17 protein-coding genes are annotated in these 15,067 nt (G+C 71.3%); 7 read left to right on the top strand and 10 right to left on the bottom strand.

Annotated elements, in window-relative coordinates:
- Positions 1-15 precede the first annotated feature (15 nt).
- The 5 genes from ACZ562_RS26725 to ACZ562_RS26705 all read right to left on the bottom strand — a co-directional run bounded on the left by ACZ562_RS26725 (position 16) and on the right by ACZ562_RS26705 (position 3,165).
- Complete coding sequence (locus ACZ562_RS26725; protein WP_471183856.1) at positions 16-447, bottom strand: hypothetical protein; 432 nt, start codon at positions 445-447, stop codon at positions 16-18.
- Between the two features lie 28 nt (positions 448-475).
- The gene (locus tag ACZ562_RS26720; protein WP_471183854.1) at positions 476-1,315 is read right to left on the bottom strand and encodes a DUF1206 domain-containing protein; all 840 of its coding nucleotides are present in this window, start codon (positions 1,313-1,315) and stop codon (positions 476-478) included.
- A 38-nt stretch (positions 1,316-1,353) separates the two neighbouring features.
- On the bottom strand, positions 1,354-1,587 hold the full coding sequence (locus ACZ562_RS26715) for a DUF5133 domain-containing protein (RefSeq protein WP_471183851.1): 234 nt from the start codon (positions 1,585-1,587) through the stop codon (positions 1,354-1,356).
- A gap of 19 nt (positions 1,588-1,606) precedes the next feature.
- The gene (locus ACZ562_RS26710; protein ID WP_471183849.1) at positions 1,607-2,470 is read right to left on the bottom strand and encodes a SigB/SigF/SigG family RNA polymerase sigma factor; all 864 of its coding nucleotides are present in this window, start codon (positions 2,468-2,470) and stop codon (positions 1,607-1,609) included.
- Positions 2,471-2,721: 251 nt separating this feature from the next.
- Positions 2,722-3,165, bottom strand: coding sequence for an ATP-binding protein (locus ACZ562_RS26705; RefSeq protein WP_471183847.1), 444 nt, complete (start codon positions 3,163-3,165; stop codon positions 2,722-2,724).
- Between the two features lie 232 nt (positions 3,166-3,397).
- On the opposite strand from ACZ562_RS26705, the gene ACZ562_RS26700 reads away from it, so the two are divergent.
- From ACZ562_RS26700 to ACZ562_RS26690, 3 genes are all read left to right on the top strand, one after another.
- A complete protein-coding gene (locus ACZ562_RS26700; protein WP_471183844.1) occupies positions 3,398-3,619 on the top strand; it encodes a hypothetical protein in 222 nt (73 codons plus the stop codon).
- Between the two features lie 76 nt (positions 3,620-3,695).
- On the top strand, positions 3,696-5,171 hold the full coding sequence (locus ACZ562_RS26695) for an aminotransferase class I/II-fold pyridoxal phosphate-dependent enzyme (protein WP_471183842.1): 1,476 nt from the start codon (positions 3,696-3,698) through the stop codon (positions 5,169-5,171).
- Between the two features lie 298 nt (positions 5,172-5,469).
- On the top strand, positions 5,470-5,925 hold the full coding sequence (locus ACZ562_RS26690) for a cyclic nucleotide-binding domain-containing protein (RefSeq protein WP_471183839.1): 456 nt from the start codon (positions 5,470-5,472) through the stop codon (positions 5,923-5,925).
- A gap of 4 nt (positions 5,926-5,929) precedes the next feature.
- Here ACZ562_RS26690 and ACZ562_RS26685 read toward each other — a convergent pair whose 3' ends face one another.
- Together ACZ562_RS26685 and ACZ562_RS26680 are read right to left on the bottom strand one after the other, a co-directional pair.
- The gene (locus ACZ562_RS26685) at positions 5,930-7,228 is read right to left on the bottom strand and encodes an MFS transporter (RefSeq protein ID WP_471183837.1); all 1,299 of its coding nucleotides are present in this window, start codon (positions 7,226-7,228) and stop codon (positions 5,930-5,932) included.
- Positions 7,229-7,324: 96 nt separating this feature from the next.
- Positions 7,325-8,035: a TetR/AcrR family transcriptional regulator gene (locus tag ACZ562_RS26680; RefSeq protein ID WP_471183835.1), complete on the bottom strand. Its 711-nt coding sequence runs from the start codon at positions 8,033-8,035 to the stop codon at positions 7,325-7,327.
- A gap of 113 nt (positions 8,036-8,148) precedes the next feature.
- On the opposite strand from ACZ562_RS26680, the gene ACZ562_RS26675 reads away from it, so the two are divergent.
- Both ACZ562_RS26675 and ACZ562_RS26670 read left to right on the top strand, forming a co-directional pair.
- On the top strand, positions 8,149-9,369 hold the full coding sequence (locus tag ACZ562_RS26675) for a saccharopine dehydrogenase family protein (protein ID WP_471183832.1): 1,221 nt from the start codon (positions 8,149-8,151) through the stop codon (positions 9,367-9,369).
- A gap of 103 nt (positions 9,370-9,472) precedes the next feature.
- Positions 9,473-9,724 carry a WhiB family transcriptional regulator gene (locus ACZ562_RS26670; protein WP_471183829.1) on the top strand — a complete coding sequence of 84 codons (252 nt, stop codon included), beginning with the start codon at positions 9,473-9,475 and terminating at the stop codon, positions 9,722-9,724.
- Positions 9,725-9,940: 216 nt separating this feature from the next.
- On the opposite strand, the gene ACZ562_RS26665 is transcribed toward ACZ562_RS26670, so the two are convergent.
- Entirely contained in the window at positions 9,941-11,302 is a 1,362-nt protein-coding gene (locus ACZ562_RS26665; protein ID WP_471183923.1) for a M1 family metallopeptidase, read from the bottom strand.
- Between the two features lie 209 nt (positions 11,303-11,511).
- Here ACZ562_RS26665 and ACZ562_RS26660 point away from each other — a divergent pair, with 209 nt between their 5' ends.
- Entirely contained in the window at positions 11,512-11,862 is a 351-nt protein-coding gene (locus ACZ562_RS26660; protein WP_471183827.1) for a DUF488 domain-containing protein, read from the top strand.
- A 22-nt stretch (positions 11,863-11,884) separates the two neighbouring features.
- On the opposite strand, the gene ACZ562_RS26655 is transcribed toward ACZ562_RS26660, so the two are convergent.
- Complete coding sequence (locus ACZ562_RS26655) at positions 11,885-13,558, bottom strand: FAD-binding dehydrogenase (RefSeq protein WP_471183825.1); 1,674 nt, start codon at positions 13,556-13,558, stop codon at positions 11,885-11,887.
- Between the two features lie 38 nt (positions 13,559-13,596).
- A complete protein-coding gene (locus ACZ562_RS26650; protein ID WP_471183822.1) occupies positions 13,597-14,244 on the bottom strand; it encodes a TetR/AcrR family transcriptional regulator in 648 nt (215 codons plus the stop codon).
- A gap of 141 nt (positions 14,245-14,385) precedes the next feature.
- On the opposite strand from ACZ562_RS26650, the gene ACZ562_RS26645 reads away from it, so the two are divergent.
- A complete protein-coding gene (locus ACZ562_RS26645) occupies positions 14,386-15,012 on the top strand; it encodes an alpha-ketoglutarate-dependent dioxygenase AlkB (protein WP_471183819.1) in 627 nt (208 codons plus the stop codon).
- Positions 15,013-15,067: the final 55 nt, after the last annotated feature.

Raw genomic sequence — 15,067 nt, 5'->3', positions numbered from 1 at the left:
GCGCGGGGACGTCTCTCACAGGTCGGTGGGCAGGCCGCTCGCTTCGGCGATACCGCGCAGTTCCTCGTTCGTCCGGTGCCGTTCCCGGATGAAGTCGGCGATCTCGCCGAGGCGCACCGGGTCGGACGCGGTCGCCGCGTCGGTGACCACCCTCACCGGGCCCGTCTCGTCGATTTGGAGCTCGACGACCTCGTTGTCCATCCGGCCCGTGACTGCGGTGGCGATGACCAGGGCGGCCTCGTCCCGGATCTCCTGGGGCAGCCCTTCGGCGTTCTCGTCGTCCAGGGCGAAGTCCAGCGAGGGCACCTGCTGCTGGTCGATGGCCCGCAGGACCGGTTCGACGACCGTGAGCAGGAGCCGGTAGTCGTCGGTGTCCATCCGCAGGCGCAGGAGCTCGAGGTACATGTCCACGGGCCGGCCGTCCGGTGGAAGCTCGGATTCGTTCATGGGGTGCGGGTTCCCCGCACGGGACCGGTCAGACGCGGCGCCAGCGTGCCATGGCGAAGGAGAACACACCGAACAGCACCAGACCGGCCGCGACGCAGACCAGCAGCCATGGTCCGAGCGGGGTGTCGGCGAGGGAGCGGAGGGTGTCGTCCAGGCCTTTGGCCTTCTCGGGTTCGTAGTCGACGGCCGCGTTCACGGCGAAGGCTCCGGCCGCGGCGAACACCGCTCCGCGCGCCGCGCCGCCGACCACGCCGGTCACGTCCACCAGACGCCGCGCACCCGGCCCCGTCTCCCCCGGCCTGAGCTTCTCGTGGAAGTCGCGGCGGACCGCCCGCACGCCGATCCACACGCCCGCCACGACGACCGCCGCCCCGGCGGCACCGACGAGCCACTGCCCGGCGGGAACCTCCAGCGCCCTGGCGGTGACGTCCCGGGACTGCTTGTCGCTCGATGTGCTCGTGCTGTCGTGCGGGGCGGCGGCGAACGACAGCACGGAGTAGGCGACGAACGTGTAGAAGACGAACCGGGCGGCCGCCAGCAAGCGTTTCCCGGGCTTGCGGCCGTCCGGTCCGTCGGAGCCGAAGAGGACCTGGGACAGGCGCCACAGGGCCATGCCTGCCATCCCGATGCCCAGGGCCCACAGCAGTGCGGCGCCGAAGGGCTTCTCCGCCAGTTCGGCGAGGGCGCCGCTGCGGTCCGCCTGCCGTTTGCCTTCCCCGAAGGCGATCTGCAGGGCCAGCACCCCGACCAGCAGGTAGATCACGCCCCGCGCGACGAAACCGGCCCGTGCGGCGCTCCGGGTCACCGAGCCGTTCGCCACCCGGCGGGCCTCACCGCGGCCGGTCCGCGCCATCGCGTGCGTGTCCATGTCTCCTCCCGGAGTGCCGGTGCCCCGTCTTCGGGGCGTCAGTCGGCCGAAGGCGCGGGCTCGGGCACGGGCACGGTGGTGGAGTCGAGCAGCCCGTGCGCCACTTCCAGGGCCTGTCTCACATCGCGTGTGCCGGTCGCCACGCAGAGCGTGTCGGCGAGGTCCCGCGCCCGCGGGCTCGGTCCGTTCGCCGGGATCCTGTCCTCCTCGGCCTCCAGCACCTCGTACCCGTCGACGGGCCCGCGCAGGAAACCGGGACGGGGGATCAGCATCTGTTCGCTCCTCGTCCGCTCAGGCCACCGCCCGTCCGCCTGCGTCATGACGGCTCCTGCGCTGCTCCAGCGCCTCGTCCCGCACCCGGGCGCAGCTGCGGCTGATGAGCCGGGAGACGTGCATCTGGGAGATGCCGAGCCGGTCGGCGATTCGACTTTGTGTCATGTCCTCGAAAAAGCGCATGTAGAGGATGGCGCGCTCGCGTTCGGGCAGGCGGCGCAGTCCTTCCTTGGCGGCCTCGCGGTCGACCACCACGTCGTACGAGGCGTCAGAGGCGCCCAGGGTGTCCGCGAGGCTGTATCCGTCGTCGGCCGACAGCTCGGCGTCCAGTGACAGCGTGCTGAAGCTTTCGAGGGCCTCCATGCCCGCGCCGACCTCGTCCTCGGTGAGGCCCGTGTGGGCGGCGATGTCGGCGACGGAGGGTTCGGCGGAGCCCGGGGTCTGGGTGAGCTCGCGGCGGGCCACCCGGACCTTGTTGCGCAGTTCCTGCACCCGGCGGGGCACCCTCAGTGCCCACATCCGGTCCCGGAAGTGCCGCTTGACCTCGCCGGTGATGGTGGGGACGGCGTAGCTCTCGAAGGCGCCCCGGTCCGGCTCGAACCGGTCGATCGCCTTCACCAGCCCCAGTGCCGCAACCTGCCTGAGGTCCTCGATCGACTCTCCGCGGTCGCGGAACCGGCCGGCGATGCGATGGGCCATGGGCAGCCATGCCGTGACGAGTTCGTCGCGCACGGCGTCCCGCTCGGGGCCGTCCTCGAGTTCGGCCAGACGGGTGAACAGGGCGGCGGTGTCGGGGGCGTCGTCGTGCCGGCGCCGGGTCGGGGTCGGGGCGGTGGGCTGGGTGGGCGTGCCGGGACGGCTGGTCGACATTTCGATGAGCATGCGGAATCGCTCCTGAACGGTGGTTTCAGGGACTTACCGCGGGAGGGTCGCTGCCCGGATCGCCTGGACGGCCCCGGGGCAGCCGTACCGCTCCCGCTGGCGCGCCTCCGGTCCGAAGCACGAAACTGCGTCTGCCCGCACCCTGGGGGACCAAACTCCGCTTCGCTGCGAAAAGTGCTGGGGCGGGGGCCGGGAGGCGTCGAGGAGAGGGCCGGCCGTGGTCAGATCAGGTCAGGTCAGGTCAGGTCAGGTCAGGTCAGTGGCACCATGGCGGTGATGCACTTGCCGCCCGTGGGCAGGTCCGTCACCCGGATGTCGTGGGCCAGCCGGCAGACGATGGGCCAGCCCCGGCCGCCGGGCCGCCATCGTCCGTCCTGGTCGACCTGCGCCAGGGCCACCGGAATCTCGTCGCTGCGGTCGCTCACCGATACGCGTACGTCGGGTCCGACGACGTCGACGTGGAAGTCCGTGACTCCGCCGCCGTGCAGGATCGCGTTGGTGGTGAGTTCCGAGGTGACCAGCAGGGCGTCCGAGAGGGCGTCCTCGTCGCAGGCGGTATGGGTGACGCGACAGCGTTCGGCCACGGCCTGCGCCACGGCCCTGCGCGCCTCGGCCGGCCTGCACGGACACGGGTGCCCGTGGTGTCGAGCGACGGACGGCTGGAGGGCGGATTCGGTCCTGTGCCTCTCGCACATGCCTGAACTCCCTGATCTCTGATGGAAGCCGGACCCGGCCACGCCCGCGGTACCGAGTCCGGACCGTACCCCGCTCTCGGACACGGCGGTCGCTCGCCACAGTTGTCGTGCCCCGCGCTGTGCGAGCTCCGCAGGCCTCTTCTCTTCGGCTGACCTTTCCGCGCCTGGACAAACCTCCCGATGTGCGGGCTTCAGCAGGCGATCCCGGTCCGATTCGGGGTACGCGGAGTTCATGACCGATGTCGTGGACTCAGACGAGCTGATGCGGCGTATCCAGCGCGCCAGGGCCTGTGCGCAGGAGGAGGAACGGGCATGGCGGGCGCGCAGCGGCAACCTGCGGCCGGGCGATCCGGAGGGAGCGCGTGACGCGGCCGTACGGAGCCTGGCCTACGAGGCCGTGATCAGGGTGCTGGACGAGGTCCTCACGCCCGGCAGACACGCCGCGGAACGCTGACCTGCCGGGACCCCGTGACGCGCCCCAGCCGGCGCAAGGGCTGATTGCGGCCGTTCGTGCCGGGAACCCGGCTCCCGTGACTGCCGATCACACCCAGGCACCGGTCCTTGAAGCCCTGGCGGACTATCACCGCAAGGGGCGGCTGTCGTTCGCGCCCCCCGGGCACAAGCAGGCCCGTGGTGCCGATCCCGCGGTGCGGGAGGTGCTCGGTGACGCGGTGTTCCTGGGTGACGTGCTGGCATCGGGCGGCCTGGACGACCGGCTGACCCGGGGGCGGGTGCTGGACCGCGCCGAGAAGCTGATGGCCGACGCCGTGCACGCCGAGCACACGTTCTTCACCACGTGCGGGAGTTCCCTGTCCGTCAAGGCGGCCATGCTGGCCGTCGCGGGTCCGCACGAGAAGCTGCTGATCGGGCGGGACGCGCACAAGTCGGTCGTGTCCGGTCTGGTCCTGGCCGGAATCGAGCCCGTCTGGGTCGAGCCGCGGTGGGACGCCGAGCGGAACATCGCCCATCCCCCGTCCGCAGAGGACTTCCGGCAGGCCTTCGAGGCTCATCCCGACGCCAAGGGCGCGCTGATCACCAGTCCGACGCCGTACGGCTGTTGCGCGGACCTGCGCGCCGTCGCCGAGGTCTGTCACCGGCGGCCGGTGCCGCTCATCGTGGACGAGGCCTGGGGCGCACATCTGCCCTTCCACCCCGATCTGCCGTCCTGGGCGATGGACGCGGGGGCCGACATCTGTGTGACCAGCATCCACAAGATGGGCAGCGGCCTGGAACAGGGTTCCGTCTTCCACCTGCAGGGTGACCTCGTCCCGCCGGACCTGCTGAAGATGCGCGCCGACCTGCTGGGCTCCACCAGTCCCTCGGTGCTGATCTACGCCGGGCTGGACGGCTGGCGCCGGCAGATGGCTCTGCACGGCAAGGAGCTCATGGGCGGCGCGCTGGATCTGGCGGCCCGGGTGCGGGCCGCCGTGGAGGAGATCGACGGGATGCACGTCAACGACCGCGAGGACTTCTGCGGTGCCGGGCTCGCCGACGACATCGACCCGCTGCCCGGCGTCATCGACATCAGCGGGCTCGGGATCACCGGTTTCCAGGCCGCCGACTGGCTGCGCGAGCACCGGAGGATCGACACCCATCTGACCGACCACCGCCGCATCGGCGCCCAGATCACCCATGCGGACGACCGCGAGACCACGAGCCAGTTGCTCGCCGCGCTCAGGGACCTCGCACAGGCGGCACCCGACCTGCCCCCGGCCCCGGGCGTGGATGTGCCCTCGCCTTCCGAACTGCGGATGGCCCAGGCGCTCCTTCCCCGGGACTCCTACTTCGGACCCGCCGAGAACGTGCCGGTGAGTGAGGCGGCCGGACGGGTCGCGGCGGAGATGATCACGCCGTATCCGCCCGGGATCCCGGCCGTCCTGCCGGGTGAACGGCTCACCGAGCCCGTGCTGCGGTATCTGCGCACCGGCCTGGCCGCCGGCATGAACCTCCCCGATCCCAGCGACCCGGAGCTGGACACGATCAGGGTGGTGGCGTCGGACGCGTAGTCAAGCCGAAAGGCGGACAGAGTGAAACAGGTCACGTGACCGGCTCCTGAGTACGCACCACGCACCATGATGGTTTACCTTTCATTGATACGTGGCGACGGGGTAGACAGCATCCGTCCTCCGTACGTCACCGCGAACGGCCCTGGCTGGCCTCCCCCGTCCAGCCAGGGCTTTTTAATGCCGCCGCACATCCCGGGCCGACAGTTGCGTCCGCCGAGGTGCCCGGGGCGTCGCGAGCCGCTGAAATGGGCGTAGGGAAAGCACCCCGGAAACGAACGCCGGCGAGGAGCCCCGCGTCATGACCAAAGCGACCAAACTGCTGACCGCCCTTCCCCCGCCCCAGCGTCAGCGCCTGATGACGCTCGCGCGCGAGGTCTCGTTCCCTGAGGACGCCCGGATCTTCGAGGCGGGAGGCACGGCCGACCGCTTCTGGGTCATCCGCTCCGGCGCGGTCTCCCTCGACCAGCAGGTGACCGCCGTGCAGAAGGTGACGGTCGCCAGCCTCGGCGCGGGCGATCTGCTCGGCTGGTCCTGGCTGTTCCCGCCGTACCAGTGGGACTTCGGCGCCGAGGCCTTCAGCCCCGTGCGCGCCCACGAGTTCGACGCGGCCGCCGTGCGGCGGCTGTGCCAGGAGGATCCCGAGCTCGGGATGATTCTGGTGCAGAACGTCGCCGAGATTCTCGCGCACCGCCTGGAGATGACCCGGGGCAAGCTCATGGAGCAGTACACGCTGCACCGGCGGAGCGCCCTGTAGGGCATCAGACGCGGTAGCGCCGCAGCGCCGGCACCACGAGGGCCAGGCCGAGCATCGCGGCGACGACCAGGAGCCCGCCGCCCGCGACCGCCGGGCGCGCACCGAAGGCCGAGCCGGCGGTGCCGTGCAGGACGTCGGCGAGGCGCGGTCCCCCGGCGACGACGACAATGAAGACGCCCTGCATGCGGCCGCGCATCTCGTCGGTGGCGGCGGACAGCAGGATCGCCCCGCGGAAGACCATCGAGACCATGTCGGCGACCCCGGCCACGGCGAGGAACACCACCGCGAGCCACAGGTTGCCGCTCAGCCCGGAACCGGTGACGGCGAGCCCCCAGGCGACGACCGCGCCGATCACCATCCAGCCGTGGCTGCGGGCCCGGGCGAACGTGCCCGAGAACAGTCCGCCCGCCACCGCGCCGAGGGGGACCGCGGCGAACAGCAGGCCGAGCGCGAGGCCTTCGCCGTAGGACGCGTACGTCTGGGCGGCGAGCTGCGGAAACAGTGCGCGCGGCATGCCGAAGACCATCGCGATGATGTCGGCGAGGAAGGACAGCAGCAGGACCTTGTGCGTGGCGATGTAACGGAATCCGGCCGCGATCTCCCGCACGCCCGCCCGGCGGACCGCCGCCGTCGCGAGAGGCGGAAGGGCGGGCAGCCGGTAGACGGCCCACACCGTGAGGCACAGCGCCACCGCGTCGATCAGATACAGCTCGGGCAGGCCGAGGACGGGGATGAGGACACCGGCGAGCAGCGGCCCGACCACCTGGCCGGTCTGCATGACGGTCGAGCCGAGGGCGTTGGCAGCGGGCAGTTCGTCCTCGGGGACGAGGCGGGCGATGGAGGCGTTGCGGGCCGGTGCGTTCAGGCCCCAGAACGCCTGCTGCACGGCGAGCAGGACCATCAGGGCGGCCACGGACTCGAGCCCGGCGAGGGCCTGTATCCAGAACAGCAGCGAGGTGACGGCTATGCCGCTGTTGGTGATCAGCAGCAGCTTGCGGCGGTCCATGCTGTCGGCCACGGCCCCGCCCCACAGCGCGAACACGATGAGCGGCACCAGGCCGGCGAGGCTGGCTGCGCCGACCCAGGCCGAGGAGCCGGTGATGTCGTAGATCTGCTTGGGCACGGCGACCGCGGTGAGCTGGCTGCCGACGGCCGTGACGATCGTCGAGGACCACAGCCGGCGGTAGGCCGGGCGGCGCAGGGGGCGGGTGTCCATCGCCCAGCGGCGCCATCCTCGCCGGGCCGGCTCGGCGGCTTCCGGCACTGCCGGCTGCGCTGCGGTACTGCTCTCGCTCGTGTCCACGGGCTTCCTGGATGCTCGATACATCTTTCGGGTCGGGCGTCACTATGGCAGCACTCGGTGAGCGGTCCGGATGAATTCCGATCACCGAGACGACGTTCAGGAGCCCGTCGTCGACTCCAGCTGGGCCGCCGCGCTGTCCAGGAGCATCTCCAGAGCCGTCGGATAGGCACTGGTGACCATGCGGGTCGCCAGGAGGGGCGCCGCCTCGGCGATGCGGGGGTGGGTGGTGCGGGGCAGGCGTGCGTACGTCGAGCGCCACATGTCCTCGTCGGCACGCTGTGAGGCGCTCGGCAGCGTCAGCGAGGCGGCGTCGAGCGCGGCGAAGGCCAGCGTCTGGTCGATGAAGGCGTGGTAGATGCGCACCGTGTCGGGCAGCGGGAATCCGGCCGTGCGCAGTACGTCGAGGACGGCCTCGTCGGCCGCGAGTTCGTGCGCCCGCCCGGTGACCCGGTTCGTGGTCAGCAGGGCCGCCTGTGGGTGGGCGACGTAGGCGGCGTGGATGCGCAGCCCGACGGCGCGCAGGTCCGAGCGCCACTGACCCGTCGGACGCCAGCCGTCCAGGGCCTGCCCGATGAGCGCGTCGCCGATGGCGAGCGTCAGGTCGTCCATGCCCCGGAAGTACCGGTAGAGCGTGCTCGGGTCGGCGTCCAGGGCCAGGCCGAGGCGGCGGGCGGTGAGGCCTGCGCTGCCGTGTTCGCGCAGCATGCGCAGCGCGGTGTCGACGATCAGCCGCTCGGACAGCACGGTACCGCTCCTGGTGGGCCGGCGCCGTCGCCGCTTCTCCTCGGGTACCACCGGTTTGGGCATCCCGTCACCCCCTTTCATCCTTATGCCAACGTCATTGACCTTACGGGAGTCCGCGGCGTTGTATCTCCCTCAGGGCCCCAGGTTCTTCGACCGTCAGCAGAGGGAGATCTGTCATGCGCGTACTGCTTGTGGGAGCCGGTGGTGTGGGCACCGCCATCACCCGTATCGCGGCCCGGCGTCCGTTCTTCGACGCGATGGTGGTGGCCGACTACGACCTGGCGCGGGCGGAGGCCGCGGTCGCGGCCCTGGGCACGGAGGAAGGCCGGTTCCGTGCCGCCCGGGTGGACGCGAGCGACGAGACGGCCGTGGCGGCGCTGCTGGAGCGGCACGCGTGCGACGTGCTCCTCAACGCCACCGACCCGCGGTTCGTGATGCCCCTGTTCCGTGCTGCGCGCAGCGCCGGGGCCGGCTATCTCGACATGGCGATGTCACTGTCGCACCCGCACCCCGAGCGCCCGTACCAGGAGTGCGGGGTCAAGCTCGGCGACGACCAGTTCGCCGAGGCGGCCGACTGGGAGAAGGCCGGGGTGCTCGCGCTCGTGGGCATGGGCGTCGAGCCGGGGCTGTCGGACGTCTTCGCTCGGTACGCGGCCGACGAGCTCTTCGACGAGATCGAGGAGATCGGCATCCGCGACGGAGCGAACCTGACCGTCGACGGCCACGACTTCGCGCCGTCCTTCAGCATCTGGACCACGATCGAGGAGTGCCTGAACCCGCCGGTGGTCTACGAGGCCGGCCGCGGCTGGTTCACCACCGAACCCTTCAGCGAGCCCGAGGTGTTCGACTTCCCCGAGGGCATCGGCCCGGTCGAGTGCGTGAACGTGGAGCACGAGGAGGTACTGCTCGTCCCGCGCTGGGTCGACGCGCGCCGGGTCACCTTCAAGTACGGCCTGGGCCGGGAGTTCGTCGAGACGCTCAAGACGCTGCATCTGCTGGGTCTCGACCGCACCGCCCCGGTCACCGTGCCGGGCGCCGCCGGCACGGTGACGGTGTCGCCCCGGGACGTGGTCGCCGCATGTCTGCCCGACCCGGCGACGCTCGGCGAGCGGATGCACGGCAAGACCTGCGCGGGCACCTGGGTGCGGGGCGTGAAGGACGGGGCGCCGCGCGAGGTGTACCTCTACCACGTGGTCGACAACCAGTGGTCGATGGCGGAGTACGGCTGCCAGGCGGTGGTGTGGCAGACGGCGGTCAATCCGGTCGTCGCCCTCGAACTCCTCGCCACGGGCGTCTGGTCCGGCGCGGGCGTCCTCGGCCCGGAGGCGTTTGCGTCCCGGCCCTTCCTGGATCTGCTGACCGAGTACGGCTCCCCGTGGGGCATGCGGGAGCAGTGAACGCATTTCCCGGGAATCCGCTGTTTCACTCGCGTGTCGACAGGTGACCCGAAAGCGAGTAATGCATCCCCGAGGGCACCGACTTCGATCGCAGGTGACATTGATGGACAACTGGCGAGACCACGCCGCGTGCCGCCACGAGGACCCCGATCTCTTCTTCCCCTTCGGCACGACCGGCCCGGCCCTGGTACAGACGGAGCAGGCGAAGGCCGTCTGCCGGAGCTGCCGCGTCCGGGAGCAGTGTCTGCGGTGGGCGCTCGACACCGGGCAGACCATCGGCGTCTGGGGCGGCACCAGCGAGAACGAACGGCGTGCGCTCAAGCGACGCGCGGGCTCCCGCCGGAGCTCCGGGTGACCCCCGTACCGACTCCACCGGGCACGCCCGTCGCCGGCAGCACCGAACGCCAGCCGTTCACCGGTGCCGCCGCGCCCGGCAGGCGCATGGTGAAAGGTGCCGCCGCGCCGGCCGCCGCAGCCCGTGGGGAACGGGATGCGGCGGCGGGCGTGAGGCGGGCTCTGCGTGTGGTCATGGATGGATCTTGACCGGCACCTGTGACGAACCCGTCGGGTTCTAGGGTTGGTTCGGCTTCCCCGCGGTGTACAGCCAGGTCTGGAACAGGCTGTCCAGATCCTTGCCGGACTCGCGCTCCGCGAGACGCACGAACTGCGCGGTCGTACCGTGGCCGTCGCGGTGCTCGGCCGGCCAGGCCTTCAGGATCCCGTAGAACACCTGGTCCCCGACGGCCGTACGGAGTTTGTGCAGGGCCATCGCGCCGCGCACGTAGACGGGGGTGCCGAAGATGTTCGCGCCGCTGCCGGGGTCGCCGGGCGGGAACTCCCACAGGTCGTCGCCGGCCGGGCGGGCGTAGAGCGCGTCGAAGGTCTTCTGCGCGCTGTCGCCGCCGTGCTGCTCGCTGTAGAGCCACTCGGCGTAGGTCGCGAAGCCCTCGTTGAGCCAGATGTCCTTCCAGGAGGTGAGCGAGACGGAGTCGCCGAACCACTGGTGGGCGCTCTCGTGCACGAGGGTGCTCAGGTCGGGCGCCGAGTCGTAGACGGGTCGCGTCTGGGTCTCCAGCGCGAAGCCGACGTTCGGGGCACGGTCGACGATCGCCCCGGCGGCACGGTACGGGTAGGGCCCGAAGACCTTGCTCTCCCATTTCAGGACGGACGGCAGCTTCTTGAGGACGGGAGCGGCCGCACCGGCCTCGCGCGGGTCGACGGCGTTGTAGACCTTGATGCCGTCGGATGTCGTGTACCGCTCGACCTTGAACTTCCCGATCGTCGCCGTGGCCAGGTAGGCGGCCATGGGTTCCCGCTGGCGCCAGCGGAACGTGGTCCTCCCGTCCTCGGTCCGCGAGCCGAGATAGACCCCGTTGGCGACCGCGGTACGCCCCTCGGGGACGGTGAGGGTGAAGTCGTACGACGACTTGTCCAAGGGGTGGTTGTTCGCCGGGAACCAGGTCATGGCGCCCTGCGGCTCGCCGGCGACGAAGGCTCCGTCGTCGGTGGGGATCCAGCCGTCGAGCGAACCGTCCGGGTCGGTGGCCGGCTTGGGGGTGCCCTTGTAGGTGACGGTCACCTTGAACTTCTCGCCCTTGTGCAGCGCCCGGCCCGGGGAGACGACGAGTTCCTGGCCGTCGCGCCGGTAGTCCGCCCTGTCGGGGCCGACCTTGAGGCCGGTGACCTTCAGCCCCTTGAGGTCGAGGTCGAAGCGGGTCAGCTTCTTGGTGGCGCGGGCGGTCAGGACGGCCCTGCCGACGAGATGCTTGCTCGTCGGGTTGTAACGGAGGGTCAGGTCGTAGTGCTCGACGTGGTAGCCGCCGTTCCCGGCGAGCGGGAAGTACGGGTCACCGACGCCGGATGCGCCGGTGGTGCCCGCGGCGGCGGGTCCGGCCGCCGCCAGCAGCGCCGCGAGGGCGACGGGGACGGTCATGGTCACGGCCTCGCGGCGGAGGACGGCGGGGCGTCTGGGGGCCTGGGTCACATGAACTCCTGTTTGGGGGGGTGGACAACTGCCCCAGCGTAGGGGCCGCTTGGCCCGAAATCCCCCTCGAACAGGTCAAGTCGCGCGGCGTCACCGGCCGTCGCTCGTTTCCCGGGCGTACGCTCCCCGCGTCATCGCCCCCGGAGAAAGGCCCGCCCGTGAGCGTGCGCATGCGTCGCGTGTATGAACCGCCCGAGCCGGACGACGGTGCGCGCGTCCTGGTCGACCGGCTGTGGCCGCGTGGTCTGTCGAAGGACGCGGCACGTGTGGGCGAATGGCCCAAGGCCCTCACCCCGTCGACCGAGCTGCGCCGCTGGTACCACGCGGGCGAGGGGTCGTACGAGGAGTTCGCCGAGCGCTACGAGGCGGAGCTCGCCGCCCCTGAGGCGGCCGAACTCCTAGACCGCCTCCGCGCGTTGGCCCGCAAGGGGCCGGTGACCCTGCTGACGTCCGCCAAGGCGCCGGAGCGGAGTCACGCGGCGGTGCTGGCCCGCCTTCTCGAGGCCTGAGGAGACGGACCGTGCGGTGCGGTCAGGCGGTCTGGCGCGCTGCCGCCCGGCCCGCCGCCCGCCCGGAGAAGAGGCAGCCGCCGAGGAACGTGCCCTCGAGCGCGTTGTAACCGTGGACGCCACCACCGCCGAAGCCCGCGACCTCGCCCGCGGCGTACAGCCCCTCGATGGCGTTCCCGTCGCGTCCCAGGGCGCGGGAGTCGAGGTCGGTCTGGATGCCGCCGAGCGTCTTGCGGGTCAGGACGTGCAGCTTGACGCCGATCAGCGGCCCGGCCGCCGGGTCGAGGATGCGGTGCGGGGTCGCGACCCTGCCGAGGCGGTCGCCGATGTAGCGGCGGGCGTTGCGGATGCCCTGCACCTGGGCGTCCTTGCTGTACGCGTTGGCGATCTGCAGGTCCCGGGCGTCGATCTGGCGGCGGATGCCGGCGGCGTCGAGAAGCGGCTTGTCCGTCAACTGGTTCATCTTGTCGACGAGTTGCTCCAGGTCGGGGGCGGTCACGAAGTCCGCGCCCTTGCGCAGGAAGGCGTCGACCGGTCCCGGCGCGCCCTTGCCGAGTACCCGCTCCTTCAGGAACCCGGCACGGTCCTTCGCGGTGATGTCGGGGTTCTGCTCGGAGCCCGACAGCGCGAACTCCTTCTCGATGATCTTCTGGGTGAGGATGAACCAGGAGTGGTCGTGCCCGGCGATGTCCTCGGTGGCGCGCAGGTACTTGAGGGTGCTCAGGGTGTCGTAGCCGGGCAGGCAGGGGCCGGGCAGCCGGCGGCCGAGGGCGTCGAACCACAGCGAGGAGGGGCCGGGCAGGATGCGGATGCCGTGGCCGGGCCAGATCGGGTCCCAGTTCTGCAGGCCCTCGGTGTAGTGCCACATGCGGTCGCGGTTGACCAGGCGCACGCCCGCGTCGGCGCTGATGTCGAGCATCCGCCCGTCGACGTAGGCCGGCACGCCCGTGACCATCTCCGCGGGCGGTGTGCCGAGGCGCTCGGGCCAGTAGCGGCGCACGATGTCGTGGTTGGCGCCGATGCCACCTGTGGTGAGGACGACTGCCTGCGCGGTGAGTTCGAACTCGCCCGCGCGGTCGCGGTTGGAGGCGACGCCCCGCGCCGAGCCGTCCTCGGCGAGCACCGTGCCGCGCACGCCGCGTGCGGCCCCGCCCTCGATGACGAGCTCGTCGACCTGGTGGCGGTGGTGGAAGGTGAGCAGCCCGTCGCGGGCGGCCTGCTCGGCGTAGTGGACGAACGGCTCCACAACCCCCGTGCCGGTGCCCCAGGCGACGTGGAAACGGGGTACGGAGTTCCCGTGTCCGTGCGCCCTCAGATCGCCCCGCTCGGCCCAGCCCACCGTGGGCAGGAACTTGATGCCGTGCCCGTCCAGCCATGCCCGCTTCTCCCCCGCAGCGAACTCGACGTAGGCGCGCGCCCAGCGCACGGCCCAGGAGTCCTCGTCGTCGGTCCGGTCGAACTGCGCGCTGCCCTGCCAGTCGCTCCAGGCCAGGTCGAAGGAGTCCTTGACGCCCAGCCGGCGCTGCTCCGGCGAGTCGACGAGGAAGAGCCCGCCGAAGGACCAGAACGCCTGCCCGCCGAGGTTGGCGGCGTTCTCCTGGTCCACGAGTGCGACCCTCCGGCCCCGGCTGGTCAGTTCGTGTGCGGCGGCCAGGCCCGCGAGTCCGGCTCCGACGACGATGACGTCCGCGTCCATGGCGACCGTTGCCTTTCTCAGGGGGTTCTACGGGGGTTCTATGGGTGTTCTCGGGCGTTCTGTCCGGGTGTGCCGCTGCCGTCGGTCAGGAGTGCGGTGAGCAGCCGGCCCAGCCAGGCGCGAGCACGCTCGACGTCCTTGTCCAGCAGCAGTTGGGTGGTGACACCGTCGTACGCGGCGACCACGGCGCGGGCGGCGCCGTCGGCGTCGCCGAGCACGGCGGGCAGTCCGGTGCGGCCCCTGGCCCGGGCGAGCCGGTCCGCGACCGCCTGCCGCAGCCGCTCCCGGTGCTCCAGCAGGGTGTGCGCGACGTCCGGATCCCGGGCCGCGTGCACCAGGAAGTCCGTCTTCACCAGGAGCCAGTCCAGGTCGAGCAGCAGCACGTCGGTGACGCGGTCGACGGCGGCGGGCACGTCGAGGTCCGGCCCGTCGAGGGCGAGCGCACCGGACACCTGCTCCGCGATCAGGTCGGCGCGTTGCCGGTAGAGGGCGAAGAACAGCTCGTCCAGGCTGTCGAAGTTCGAGTAGAAGGCGCCCCTGCTGTACCCGGCGGCCTCGCAGACCTCCTCGATGGAGACCCGCCCGAATCCCTTGGCCGCGAAGACCGCGAAGGCGGCGTCCAGGAGGTTGGCGCGAGTGCGGACACGGCGCCGGGTCACGCGCTTGGTCGTGCCGTCCGCCACCATGTGCCACCCTCCGTTCCCCCATTCGATACACGAATGTATCCGATACATCGACGTATCCAAAGGTCTGGAACGCGAAGAGTTCCGCACGAGCCCACCCGCCCGCTTTGGAACACATTTTCGAATAAGGAGTACGCTGGATCCATGACCACGCACCTCCAGGGCTCCCTCTTCGACCAGACCGACCAGCTGCGGCTCGGCTCTCTCGACGGGATGCGCCGGACCGAACTCGGCCTCGGCGCCTGGATCGACGTACTGCCCGGCTGGCTCTGCGGCTCCGACGCCCTGTTCGAACAGCTGGCCTCCGAGGTCCCGTGGCGGGCGGAGCGCCGCAAGATGTACGACCACGTCGTCGACGTACCGCGACTGCTGGCGTTCTACGGCGCCGGCGACCCGCTGCCGCACCCGGTGCTCGCGTCGGCACGCGACACGCTGTCCGCGCGCTACGCCGAAGAGCTGGGCGAGCCGTTCACCACGGCCGGGCTGTGCTACTACCGCGACGGCCGGGACAGCGTCGCCTGGCACGGCGACCGCATCGGGCGGGGCGCGCGCGAGGACACGATGGTCGCGATCCTCTCCGTGGGAACACCCCGCGATCTGCTGCTGCGTCCGGCGCACGGCGGCGACACGGTCCGGCGCCCCCTGGGGCACGGCGACCTGATCGTCATGGGCGGCACCTGCCAGCGCACCTGGGAGCACTCCATTCCCAAGACCACCAGGGCCGCGGGACCGCGTATCAGCGTGCAGTTCCGTCCGGACGGCGTGCACTGAGGCGGAGAGGCGGCTGCTTCGGCTGTGCGCCGGGGCTGCCTCCGGCGGACGGCGC

The sequence above is a fragment of the Streptomyces sp. NPDC040410 genome, from assembly GCF_055595715.1.
The sequence above is the reverse complement of the archived record's forward strand: the minus strand, read 5'-3'. Positions and strand labels throughout refer to the sequence as shown.

Coding starts and splice junctions, on each gene's coding strand:
- ACZ562_RS26725 (WP_471183856.1), bottom strand. CDS start 447: ATGAACGAATCCGAGCTTCCACCGGACGGCCGGCCCGTGGACATGTAC.
- ACZ562_RS26720 (WP_471183854.1), bottom strand. CDS start 1,315: ATGGACACGCACGCGATGGCGCGGACCGGCCGCGGTGAGGCCCGCCGG.
- ACZ562_RS26715 (WP_471183851.1), bottom strand. CDS start 1,587: ATGCTGATCCCCCGTCCCGGTTTCCTGCGCGGGCCCGTCGACGGGTAC.
- ACZ562_RS26710 (WP_471183849.1), bottom strand. CDS start 2,470: ATGCTCATCGAAATGTCGACCAGCCGTCCCGGCACGCCCACCCAGCCC.
- ACZ562_RS26705 (WP_471183847.1), bottom strand. CDS start 3,165: ATGTGCGAGAGGCACAGGACCGAATCCGCCCTCCAGCCGTCCGTCGCT.
- ACZ562_RS26700 (WP_471183844.1), top strand. CDS start 3,398: ATGACCGATGTCGTGGACTCAGACGAGCTGATGCGGCGTATCCAGCGC.
- ACZ562_RS26690 (WP_471183839.1), top strand. CDS start 5,470: ATGACCAAAGCGACCAAACTGCTGACCGCCCTTCCCCCGCCCCAGCGT.
- ACZ562_RS26680 (WP_471183835.1), bottom strand. CDS start 8,035: ATGCCCAAACCGGTGGTACCCGAGGAGAAGCGGCGACGGCGCCGGCCC.
- ACZ562_RS26675 (WP_471183832.1), top strand. CDS start 8,149: ATGCGCGTACTGCTTGTGGGAGCCGGTGGTGTGGGCACCGCCATCACC.
- ACZ562_RS26670 (WP_471183829.1), top strand. CDS start 9,473: ATGGACAACTGGCGAGACCACGCCGCGTGCCGCCACGAGGACCCCGAT.
- ACZ562_RS26665 (WP_471183923.1), bottom strand. CDS start 11,302: ATGACCGTCCCCGTCGCCCTCGCGGCGCTGCTGGCGGCGGCCGGACCC.
- ACZ562_RS26655 (WP_471183825.1), bottom strand. CDS start 13,558: ATGGACGCGGACGTCATCGTCGTCGGAGCCGGACTCGCGGGCCTGGCC.
- ACZ562_RS26650 (WP_471183822.1), bottom strand. CDS start 14,244: ATGGTGGCGGACGGCACGACCAAGCGCGTGACCCGGCGCCGTGTCCGC.
- ACZ562_RS26645 (WP_471183819.1), top strand. CDS start 14,386: ATGACCACGCACCTCCAGGGCTCCCTCTTCGACCAGACCGACCAGCTG.